This window comes from Kitasatospora sp. NPDC024654 (assembly GCF_055559155.1).
In genome coordinates this window covers 121,603-129,794 of the sequence record NZ_JBVHLF010000016.1, presented here as the reverse complement: position 1 = coordinate 129,794, position 8,192 = coordinate 121,603, and the positions used below count along the sequence as shown (strand labels likewise).

Here is an 8,192-nt window from a genome sequence, read left to right as displayed (position 1 = left end):
TCCCCCCTCCTGTGCCTGTCTCTCTGTCTTCTTTCTTCTCCTTCCCCCCCAATCTCTCCCCCCCCCCTCCCCCCCCCCCCTCCCCTCCCCCCCCTCCCCCCCCCCCCCCCCCCCCCCCCCCCCCCCCCCCCCCCGGCCGCCCCTGGCGCCGAGGCTAGGGGCGGCCCGCTAACGGGACGTACCAACGAGGTTTCCGCGATGTCATTTCCGGGCCGTCGGGGCATCCACGCCCGCGCCCGCGTTCTCCCCCGTCCAACTACCGCAAGGGTGGACCGGCGACCGCGTCGGCGCAAGGTCCTGGCCGGGGCTTGGACGGCATCGTTCGGCGACGCGCCCCCTCGACGGAATGCCGCGCCCCGCCCACCCCCGCGTCCGCCGGTCAGCCGCGGGCCAGGATCTCGCCGTGCAGCACGCCGAACCAGCCGTCCGGCTCGACCGTCCAGTGCCGCCAGCCGGCGGCGATCCGCTCCAGCTCCGCCCGGTCCGCGATGCCCCGGGCCAGCGCGGTGGTCGCCAACCCCGAGCCGGTGGTCCGTTCCGCCCAGGACTCGCCCCACCACAGTCGCTCGCCGGGTGACGCGAACGTCCAACTCGAGCTGCTCGCCCGCACCTCGGCGAAGCCGGCCGCGTGCGCCCAGGCCAACAGCCGCCGCCCGGCGTCCGGTTCGCCGCCGTTGGCCCGGGCGGCCTGTCGGTAAAGGTCCAACCACACTGCCAGATCAGGCAGTTCGGGGTACCAGGTCATCGCCGCGTAGTCGGCGTCGCGGGCCGCCACCACACCGTCGGGCGCCGCCACCCGGCGCATCTCGCGCAGCACCGCCACCGGGTCGGCGACGTGCTGCAGCACCTGGTGGGCGTGCACCACTTCGAACTCGCCGCTCGCGAAGGGCAGTTCGCCGGCGTCCGCGACCTCGAACCGGATGTTCCGCAACCCTCGGCCGGCGGCGTGCGCGGCGGCCTCCGCCAGCACCTCGGCCGAGCCGTCCACCGCCACCACCCGCCCCTCGGGGCCGACCAGTTCGGCCAGGTCGGCGGTGATCGTGCCGGCGCCGCAGCCGACGTCCAGCACCGCCTGACCCGGGCGCAGTTCGGCCAGCAGGTAGCCGGCCGAGTTGACCGCCGTCCGGGTGCGGTGCGAACGCAGCACGGCGTCCTGGTAGCCGTGGGTGTAGGTGGCGTTCTGATGGTCCGTCATGTCCACTCCCCTACCCGGGCCGGCCGGTCGCCGACCGCTGTCCGCAGACTAGTAGCGTCCCATTCCTCAAGAAACATTGTCTCGCATGACAAGACAAAGGAGCCAGGTCCTCCCGTTCCGCGAGGGCGCTCCGGATAATCGGGGCATGGGAAAGGTCTACGAACGCATCGACGGCAGGCTGCGCACGTTCATCGAGGCCCAGCACGTCTTCTTCACCGCCACCGCGCCGTTGGCCTCCGACGGCCACGTCAACGTCTCCCCCAAGGGCCGTTCCGGCACTCTGGCGGTCCTGGACGAACTCACCCTGGCCTACCTGGACTTCGGCGGCAGCACCGCCGAGACCATCGCCCACCTGCGGGAGAACTCCCGGATCACGCTGATGTGGTGCGCCTTCACCGGCCCGCCCACCGTGGTCCGGGTGCACGGCCGCGGCGAGCCGGTGTTCCGCGACGATCCGCGGTTCGCCGACCTGCTGGCGCACTTCGACCCCGCGGCGGACGGGCCCGGACTGCGGGCGATCATCCTGGTCCGGGCCGAGCGGGTGAGCGACTCCTGCGGCTTCGCCGTCCCGTTCCTGGAGTACCGCGAGGACCGGCCGCTGCACGCCGAGTACTTCGGCCGCAAGAGCGAGGAGGAGTTCGCCGCCTACTGCGCCGGCAAGGAGCTGAACGGGGTGAGCGTGGACGGGCTGCCGGCCCTCCCGCTGCCGCTGCCGCCGCGCCGGACCTGAACCACCGCGCGGGCGGCCGCCGTACGGTGTGCTTCAGCACTCGACAGAACGGACCCCGATGGACGCCCCCCAGCCGACCGCCCCGCAGCGCCCGTACGTACTGCTGAGCGCCGCGATGTCGATCGACGGCTACCTCGACGACGCCTCCCCCGAGCGCCTGCTGCTCTCCAACCCGGCCGACTTCGACCGGGTCGACGAGCTGCGCGCCGACTGCGACGCGATCCTGGCCGGCTCCACCACGCTGCGCCGTGACAACCCCCGGCTGCTGGTCAACGCCCCCGCCCGGCAAGCCGCCCGGACCGCGACCGGACGGCCCGCGCACCCGCTCAAGGTGACCCTCAGCGCGACCGGCGACCTCCCCGCCGACCTGCGGTTCTGGCACACCGGCGGGGCCAAGGTCGCCTACGCCACGGACGCCGCCGCGCCCGCGCTGCGGGCCGCGCTGGACGGGCTGGCCGAGGTGGTCGCGCTGGGCCCACGGGTCCGGTTGGCCGCACTGCTGGACGACCTGGGCCGGCGCGGGGTCCGCCGGCTGCTGGTGGAAGGCGGCGGGTCGGTGCACACCCAGTTCCTCGCCGAGGGGCTGGCCGACGAGCTGCAGCTGGCGGTCGCGCCGCTGCTGGTCGGCGACCCCGCGGCGCCCCGGTTCGTCAACCCGGCCGACTTCCCGGGCGGGAGCACCCGGCGGATGCGGCTGCTGGAGGCCCGTACTGTCGGGGACGTCGTCCTGCTGCGCTACGCCCCCAAGGAGCACTCCGCGTGACCACCCCCGCCGACCTGGCCTTCCTCACCCGGGCGATCGAGCTCTCCCGGCGCTGCCCGCCCTCGCGGACCGCCTTCTCGGTCGGCGCGGTGATCGTCGGCGCCGACGGCGAGGTGCTGAGCGAGGGCTACAGCCGGGAACTGGACCAGCACTGCCACGCCGAGGAGGCGGCGCTGGGCAAGCTGCCGACCGGCGATCCCCGGCTGCGCGGCGCGACCGTCTACAGCTCACTGGAACCGTGCGGCCGGCGGGCCTCCCGGCCGCTGCCGTGCGCCCGGCTGCTGATCGCCGCGGGGGTGCCACGGGTGGTGGTGGCCTGGCGCGAGCCCGACCTCTTCGTGACCGGCTGCGAGGGGATCGACCTGCTCACCGCCGCCGGGGTGACCGTGCTGGAGCTGCCCGAACTGGCCGAGGCGGCCCGGGCGGTCAACGCCCATCTGCTGGGCTGATTCCGCCGGTTTGTATCCTTGTGCGACAAACGGCCGCAGCCCCGCTAGTCCCCCCCGCCCCGAAGGAGCCGGCATGTCCGCCGCCCCCGAGCTGTCCGTCCGCGCCCTACTGCTCGACATGGACGGGACGCTGGTCGACTCCGACGCCGTGGTGGAGCGCTGCTGGCGGCGCTGGGCCGCGGACAAGGGCCTGGACGGCGACGCCGTGATGCACGTGGTGCACGGCCGGCAGGGCCACCTGAGCATGGCGATCCTGCTGCCGGACCGCCCGATGGCGGAGAACCTCGCGGAGAACCGCGCGATGCTCGCCGCGGAGACCGCGGACACCGAGGGCATCGTCGAGGTCCCCGGCGCGGCGGCCTTCCTGGCCTCGCTGGCCGGCCACCCGCACGCCCTGGTCACCTCCGCCGACCTCCGGCTGGCCCGCACCCGGATGGCCGCGGCCGGCCTGCCGATGCCCGACCTCGCGATCACCGCCGAGTCGGTCGGCGCCAGCAAGCCCGACCCCGAGGGCTTCCTCAAGGCCGCCGCCGAGCTGGGCACCGACCCGGCCGAGTGCCTGGTCTTCGAGGACTCCGAAGCGGGCATCGCCGCCGCCCACGCGGCCGGCATGCGCGTCATCGGCATCGGCCCGCGCGCGGCCGCCCACAGACCCACGGCCCACGTGGCCACCCTCCGTGAGGTCCGCGTCACCCCGGGCCCGGCCGGCACCCTCCGCGTCCGGATCGCGGGGGCGTGACACCCGCGGGGGCGTGACACTGGAGGAATGCGACCCGATCAGGTACGGCTCCGGCGGGTCTACGACCCGCCGTCCCCGGACGACGGCCAGCGGATCCTGGTCGACCGGCTCTGGCCGCGGGGGCTGAGCAAGGAGGCGGCGCAGCTCGACGAGTGGGCCAAGGAGCTGGCCCCCTCCACCGAACTGCGCCGCTGGTTCCACGCCGCCCCGGAGGCCCACGCCGCCGAGTTCGCCACCCGCTACCGCGCCGAGCTGGCCACCCCCGCCCAGCGGGACCGCCTCGCCGCCCTGCGCACCCACCCCAGCCTCACCCTCCTCACCGCCACCCGCGACCCCGCCCACAGCTTCGCCGCCATCCTGGCCGACCTGCTGACCGCGCACGGCTGACCCCGCTCCACCGTGTGCGACGCGTGATCCGCCCGAAAACCTGCGGACCACTGCGGACAGCAAAGTGGCCCGACCTGCTTTCTCGCAGGTCGGGCCGCCTTTCTGTGAACGCTCAGACGTTGAAGCGGAACTCCACCACGTCGCCGTCCTGCATGACGTAGTCCTTGCCCTCGATGCGGGACTTGCCCTTGGCGCGGGCCTCGGGGATGGAGCCGCAGGCGACCAGGTCGTCGTAGGAGACGATCTCGGCCTTGATGAAGCCGCGCTGGAAGTCGGTGTGGATGACGCCGGCGGCCTCGGGAGCGGTGGCGCCCTTCTTGATGGTCCAGGCCCGGACCTCCTTGGGACCCGCTGTGAGGTAGGTCTGCAGGCCGAGGGTGTCGAAGCCGACCCGGCCCAGGGTGGCCATGCCGGCCTCCTCCTGGCCCATCGACTGCAGCAGCTCCAGCGCGTCGGCCTCGTCCATGCCGATCAGTTCGGACTCGATCTTGGCGTTGAGGAAGATCGCCTCGGCCGGGGCGACCAGCGCGCGCAGGCCGTCCTTGAACTCCTCGTCGGTCAGCTCCTCCTCGTCCACGTTGAAGACGTAGAGGAACGGCTTGGTGGTGAGCAGGTGCAGCTCGCGCACCGAGGAGGCGTCGAAGCCGGTCTCGAAGAGGGTCTTGCCGGACTCCAGGATCGCCTTCGCGGCCTCGGTGGCGGCCAGCGCGGCGGCCGACTCCTTCTTCAGCCGGGCCTCCTTCTGCAGCCGGGGCAGCACCTTCTCGATGGTCTGCAGGTCGGCCAGGATCAGCTCGGTGTTGATGGTCTCGATGTCGTCCTTCGGCGAGACCTTGCCGTCCACGTGGACCACGTCCGGGTCGTTGAAGGCCCGGATGACCTGGCAGATCGCGTCCGACTCGCGGATGTTGGCGAGGAACTTGTTGCCCAGCCCCTCGCCCTCGGAGGCGCCGCGGACGATGCCGGCGATGTCGACGAAGTCGACGGTGGCCGGGAGGATCCGCTCCGAGTTGAAGATCTCGGCGAGCTTGGGGAGCCGGGAGTCCGGGACGCCGACCACTCCGACGTTCGGCTCAATGGTGGCGAACGGGTAGTTGGCCGCCAGGACGTCGTTCTTCGTCAGGGCGTTGAACAGGGTCGACTTGCCGACGTTCGGCAGACCGACGATTCCGATCGTGAGCGACATGAAAGCGAGATCCCGTGGGCTTGGAGGGCGTGGAGCGGCACCGTACGGGCCGACCGCCCAGTCTACGGGCCCGCACCGCACGGCCGGTCGCACGCCCACCCGGCAGAGCCGGCGGGACACACCGGCCAGAGACACGAGGCGGCCACTCGGGTGCCATTACCCAGTGTCGCGATGATCGGACCGTACGTTGGATGGGTGGAGCAGCGCACCCGTACCCAGCCGCCCGGGCCCCGGCCCCGCCCGCCAGTCGGCGGCCGGGCCGCAGAGGCCGCCGTTCCGGGGCCGGCCGCGCCCCGCGACGCCGTACCCGCCCGGCTGTCCCGACAGCGGTCGGCCGCGTCGGGCCGGGCCCCGGCCCCCCGGCTGCGCCTGCGGCTGTCGCTGCGGCCGGCCCGCTCGGCGGACCGCCCGCACCCCGGGCGACCGGCCCGACTGACCGCGATCGGCACCGGCCTGCTGGCGGTGTCCGGCACGATCGCCGCGGCCCTGCTCGACCGGTTGCTCTTCGGCGGGCTCGGCCTGCTGTTCGGCCTCGGCTACCTGCTGGTCTGCTTCCAGACCGCGATCCGGGTCCGGCCGGCCGACCTGCCGGCGGCCGCGGTCAGCGGCCCGATCGCCTTCGCACTCGCGCTGCTGCTGGTCGGCCCGGTGAGCAGCCCGGGCCTGCTGGGCCAGGTGATCGCGTTGGCCACCGGCCTGGCACTGCGGGCCGGCTGGCTGTTCGCCGGGACGGGGCTGGCCGCGATGATCACGCTGGCGCGGTACGTCGCGCTGCGCCGGGCCCGTCGTACCCGCTGACCACCGCCCGGGCGCGAGGTCAGCCGCGCCGGGCCGCGGCCATCGCGGCGCCCACGATCCCCGCGTCGTTGCGCAGCACCGCCGGCACCACCTCGGCGTCCCGCGGCGCGAGCAGCGGCAGGAACTTCTCGTGCTTGCGGCTGACGCCGCCGCCGATGATCACCAGCTGCGGCGAGAAGAGCCGCTCCACCAGGTCGAGGTACTCGTCCACCCGGACCGCCCACTCGGCCCAGCTCAGGTCGTGCTTCTCCCGGGCCGCGGCGGAGGCGCGCCGCTCGGCGTCCTTGCCGCGCAGCTCGAGGTGGCCCAGCTCGGTGTTGGGGACCAGCACCCCGTCGGTGAAGAGCGCGCTGCCGATGCCGGTGCCGAAGGTCAGTGTGAGCACCACGCCGGACCGGCCCTTCCCCGCGCCGTGCGCCACCTCGGCCAGGCCGGCCGCGTCGGCGTCGTTGAGCAGGGTGGCCGGCAGGTCGAGCGCCTCCCGGAAGAGTCCCTCGGCGTCCAGGCCGATCCAGCCCTGGTCGACGTTGGCGGCCGTCCGGGTATGCCCGCCGATCACCACGCCGGGGAAGGTCAGCCCGACCGGCCCGCGGAAGTCGAAGTGCTGGACCACCTCGCGGACCGCGGCGACCACGGCCTCCGGGGAGGCCGGGTGGGGGGTGAGCACCTTGTGCCGTGGCTGGGCGAGCGTGCCGCGGTCCAGGTCGACCGGCGCGCCCTTGATGCCCGAGCCGCCGATGTCCACGCCGAACACCGTCCGTGCCGTCACGTTCCGCCTCCTCGCTCCGAGCGCGCCGCGTGCGCCGCGCACCGACAGAGTTCTCCACAGGCTGTGCACCAACGTACGAGAGCCTGCCCCGGACAGCAGCCCGCAAGCCCGGGGTGGCGGGGAGCGCCGGCGTCAGAGCTTGCCGGCCGCCTCGGCACGCAGGTCGCGGCGCAGCTCCTTGGGGAGCGAGAACTGCAGCGTCTCCTCGACCGTGCGGACCACCTGGACGTCCTCGAAGCCGCGCTGGGCCAGCCACTCCAGCACGCCCTGCACCAGGATCTCCGGGACGGACGCGCCGCTGGTCAGGCCGACCGTGCCGACGCCCTCCAGCCAGGCCTCGTCCAGCTCCTCGGCGAAGTCCACCAGGTGCGCGGCCCTGGCGCCGTACTCCAGGCCGACCTCGACCAGCCGGACCGAGTTGGAGGAGTTCTTCGAGCCGACCACGATCAGCAGGTCGGTCTCCGGGGCGATCTGCTTGACCACCACCTGGCGGTTCTGGGTCGCGTAGCAGATGTCGTCGCTGGGCGGGCTGACCAGCAGCGGGAAGCGCTTCTTCAGCTCGCCCACGGTGGCCATCGTCTCGTCCACCGACAGCGTGGTCTGGGAGAGCCAGACCACCTTGCTCTCGTCGCGCACCTCGACGTTCGCCACGTCCTCGGCGCCGTCCACCAGGTGGATCCGGTCCGGGGCCTCGCCCATCGTGCCGACCACCTCCTCGTGGCCCTCGTGGCCGACCAGCAGGATGTCGTAGCCCTCGTCGGCGAACCGGACCGCCTCCTTGTGCACCTTGGTGACCAGCGGGCAGGTGGCGTCGATGGTGGCGAGCTTGCCGGCCCTGGCCTCGTCGTGCACGGACGGCGCCACGCCGTGCGCCGAGAAGACCACGATCGAGCCCTCCGGCACCTCCTCGGTCTCGTCCACGAAGATCGCACCCTGCTTCTCCAGGGTCTGCACGACGTACTTGTTGTGGACGATCTGCTTGCGGACGTAGATCGGCGCCCCGTACTGCTCCAGGGCCTTCTCCACGGCGATGACGGCGCGGTCCACGCCCGCGCAGTAGCCCCGGGGGGCGGCGAGCAGGACACGGCGCGGTGCGGTGGTCGACATGGCATCCATGGTACGGGCGGGTGCGGCCGCCCCGGTGCCGCGCCGACGCACCGTCGCCTGCGGGGCGCG

At 73.5% G+C, this 8,192-nt stretch carries 10 protein-coding genes; 6 read left to right on the top strand and 4 right to left on the bottom strand.

The genetic code is table 11. The features are described from left to right. Nucleotides 1-379: 379 nt before the first annotated feature. Nucleotides 380-1,195 (bottom strand): methyltransferase domain-containing protein, encoded by an 816-nt coding sequence (locus tag ACZ38L_RS13140; RefSeq protein WP_465692209.1) that lies wholly within the window; start codon nt 1,193-1,195, stop codon nt 380-382. Between the two features lie 145 nt (nt 1,196-1,340). On the opposite strand from ACZ38L_RS13140, the gene ACZ38L_RS13135 reads away from it, so the two are divergent. The 5 genes from ACZ38L_RS13135 to ACZ38L_RS13115 all read left to right on the top strand — a co-directional run bounded on the left by ACZ38L_RS13135 (nt 1,341) and on the right by ACZ38L_RS13115 (nt 4,263). Next, complete coding sequence (locus tag ACZ38L_RS13135) at nt 1,341-1,925, top strand: pyridoxamine 5'-phosphate oxidase family protein (RefSeq protein WP_465692207.1); 585 nt, start codon at nt 1,341-1,343, stop codon at nt 1,923-1,925. 58 nt (nt 1,926-1,983) lie between these two features. After that, a complete protein-coding gene (locus ACZ38L_RS13130) occupies nt 1,984-2,688 on the top strand; it encodes a RibD family protein (RefSeq protein ID WP_465692205.1) in 705 nt (234 codons plus the stop codon). After that, a complete protein-coding gene (locus ACZ38L_RS13125) occupies nt 2,685-3,137 on the top strand; it encodes a cytidine/deoxycytidylate deaminase family protein (RefSeq protein ID WP_396557902.1) in 453 nt (150 codons plus the stop codon). Before ACZ38L_RS13130 ends, ACZ38L_RS13125 begins: the two co-directional genes overlap by 4 nt. A 73-nt stretch (nt 3,138-3,210) precedes the next feature. Beyond that, nucleotides 3,211-3,876, top strand: a complete 666-nt coding sequence (locus ACZ38L_RS13120) for an HAD-IA family hydrolase (RefSeq protein WP_465692202.1) — start codon at nt 3,211-3,213, stop codon at nt 3,874-3,876. A 27-nt stretch (nt 3,877-3,903) separates the two neighbouring features. Beyond that, entirely contained in the window at nt 3,904-4,263 is a 360-nt protein-coding gene (locus ACZ38L_RS13115) for a DUF488 domain-containing protein (protein ID WP_465692200.1), read from the top strand. 112 nt (nt 4,264-4,375) lie between these two features. Here ACZ38L_RS13115 and ychF read toward each other — a convergent pair whose 3' ends face one another. After that, on the bottom strand, nt 4,376-5,449 hold the full coding sequence (gene ychF / locus ACZ38L_RS13110; RefSeq protein ID WP_396557908.1) for a redox-regulated ATPase YchF: 1,074 nt from the start codon (nt 5,447-5,449) through the stop codon (nt 4,376-4,378). A 195-nt stretch (nt 5,450-5,644) separates the two neighbouring features. Between ychF and ACZ38L_RS13105 the strand changes: the two genes are divergently transcribed. Beyond that, nucleotides 5,645-6,247 (top strand): DUF6542 domain-containing protein, encoded by a 603-nt coding sequence (locus ACZ38L_RS13105; RefSeq protein WP_465692197.1) that lies wholly within the window; start codon nt 5,645-5,647, stop codon nt 6,245-6,247. A gap of 19 nt (nt 6,248-6,266) precedes the next feature. Here ACZ38L_RS13105 and ppgK read toward each other — a convergent pair whose 3' ends face one another. Together ppgK and ACZ38L_RS13095 are read right to left on the bottom strand one after the other, a co-directional pair. Continuing rightward, on the bottom strand, nt 6,267-7,016 hold the full coding sequence (ppgK, locus tag ACZ38L_RS13100) for a polyphosphate--glucose phosphotransferase (RefSeq protein ID WP_465692195.1): 750 nt from the start codon (nt 7,014-7,016) through the stop codon (nt 6,267-6,269). 132 nt (nt 7,017-7,148) lie between these two features. Further along, nucleotides 7,149-8,123, bottom strand: coding sequence for a 4-hydroxy-3-methylbut-2-enyl diphosphate reductase (locus ACZ38L_RS13095; protein WP_465692193.1), 975 nt, complete (start codon nt 8,121-8,123; stop codon nt 7,149-7,151). Nucleotides 8,124-8,192: the final 69 nt, after the last annotated feature.

Excerpts from the sequence above, each read along its gene's own strand:
- ACZ38L_RS13140 (WP_465692209.1), bottom strand. The coding sequence starts at position 1,195 with ATGACGGACCATCAGAACGCCACCTACACCCACGGCTACCAGGACGCC.
- ACZ38L_RS13130 (WP_465692205.1), top strand. The coding sequence starts at position 1,984 with ATGGACGCCCCCCAGCCGACCGCCCCGCAGCGCCCGTACGTACTGCTG.
- ychF (WP_396557908.1), bottom strand. The coding sequence starts at position 5,449 with ATGTCGCTCACGATCGGAATCGTCGGTCTGCCGAACGTCGGCAAGTCG.
- ACZ38L_RS13120 (WP_465692202.1), top strand. The coding sequence starts at position 3,211 with ATGTCCGCCGCCCCCGAGCTGTCCGTCCGCGCCCTACTGCTCGACATG.
- ACZ38L_RS13135 (WP_465692207.1), top strand. The coding sequence starts at position 1,341 with ATGGGAAAGGTCTACGAACGCATCGACGGCAGGCTGCGCACGTTCATC.
- ACZ38L_RS13115 (WP_465692200.1), top strand. The coding sequence starts at position 3,904 with ATGCGACCCGATCAGGTACGGCTCCGGCGGGTCTACGACCCGCCGTCC.
- ACZ38L_RS13095 (WP_465692193.1), bottom strand. The coding sequence starts at position 8,123 with ATGTCGACCACCGCACCGCGCCGTGTCCTGCTCGCCGCCCCCCGGGGC.